General features: G+C 74.5%; 1 pseudogene. It reads left to right on the top strand.

The features are described 5' to 3' along the window. Window positions 1-251, top strand: a pseudogene (locus AC0IY0_RS28885) (carbohydrate porin); the annotation flags it as partial.

The following is a 251-nucleotide window of genomic DNA, read 5'->3' on the forward strand; positions in this document are numbered from 1 at the left end:
CCGGTCACGTCCCGGGCGCGCGTCACCTCGAACCAGCTGGTCGCGCGGCTGATGTGGTTCCCGGGCGGCCTGACGGCTCCGCCCGATCCGGACGAGACCGCACCGCACGATCCCGACAACGGCGAACCCGGGCGCTTCTCGCTGCACGGGCAGACGACGCTGATCGCCCAGGGGGTGCCGGGCTTCCGCTCGCCCTACGAGGGGGCGCAGAGCCTGATCCCGCACCAGGCCCGGCAGACCCCCACGGCGAC

Source organism: Methylobacterium sp. AC315, from assembly GCF_979253755.1.